This window comes from Nostoc sp. 2RC, assembly GCF_014222165.1.
In the GTDB taxonomy this organism is placed as follows: Bacteria; Cyanobacteriota; Cyanobacteriia; order Cyanobacteriales; family Nostocaceae; genus Nostoc; species Nostoc linckia.
This window is the reverse complement of record NZ_JACKZU010000757.1, coordinates 1-883: the sequence shown is the minus strand read 5'-3', so window position 1 is coordinate 883 and position 883 is coordinate 1. Positions and strand designations below refer to the sequence as shown.

Annotated in this window: 1 protein-coding gene; it reads right to left on the bottom strand. The window is 37.5% G+C overall.

What is annotated here, in order from left to right; genetic code table 11:
* Window positions 1-291: 291 nt before the first annotated feature.
* Window positions 292-696 carry a hypothetical protein gene (locus tag GNE10_RS34855; RefSeq protein WP_185570553.1) on the bottom strand — a complete coding sequence of 135 codons (405 nt, stop codon included), beginning with the start codon at window positions 694-696 and terminating at the stop codon, window positions 292-294.
* Window positions 697-883: the final 187 nt, after the last annotated feature.

The following is an 883-nucleotide window of genomic DNA, read 5'->3' as shown; positions in this document are numbered from 1 at the left end:
GTAAAGGGGAAAGGGTAAAGGGGAAAGGGTAAAGGGGAAAGGGTAAAGGGGAAAGGTTTCAAATACATCCAAATCCCCTTAACCCTTAATCTTTTTCCAGACCACAAGGGAAGTTCATACTGCTTATCCGAACCGTATTGAAACCACTAGTGCTGCAATTGGTGAATTGAAACAGCGCTTGGGTTGAACTCACTGTTATGCATCTTACAATTTCATATAAAAAAATATATCTAACCCTGGGGGCTGAGAACCCTGACTTCTTTTATAAATCAGAGTTCTAACCTATCAACACTAGGACAGACCAGTAGATTCAGAATTTTGACTAGCTGCTTTATTCGCGGCTCTTTTTAAGCGAGTTGCTCTACTTTTACGTAGAATTTCACTTCTGCGAACTCCCCCAGCCATTTGATATTCACGGCTGTCTTTGCCGTATTTAAAGCCAATCCCCATCATCATATTCTCACAGTAACTTACCAATTTTTTTTCTAACTGTTCAAGTTCTATTTTGGAAGAGTCAATCGTGCTGAGAATAGTATTGTGATTTTCTAACTTAGTGCGTAACTCTTCAATTAATTGTGCGAATTTGATGGTGTTGTAATTATCTCCAATATCTAAATTGGTATTTATTGCTTTGACACCAGCAAATTTTAACTCGGCATTTTCTAGAACGCGAGATGTGCGTTTTCTTTGAGACATAAATTTACTACTTTTTGAAGTTTATAAAATTACTATGCACTACTTAAACTACATTTTGGCTCAGCAAAATCCACAAATATTGTCAGATTCTAATCCAATAAGTAGCTCAACCTAAAAAAACGTCACACGTAGATGTCAATAAATGTAGGGTGTGTTATGCCGTAGGCTAACGCACCTCTGTAGACTG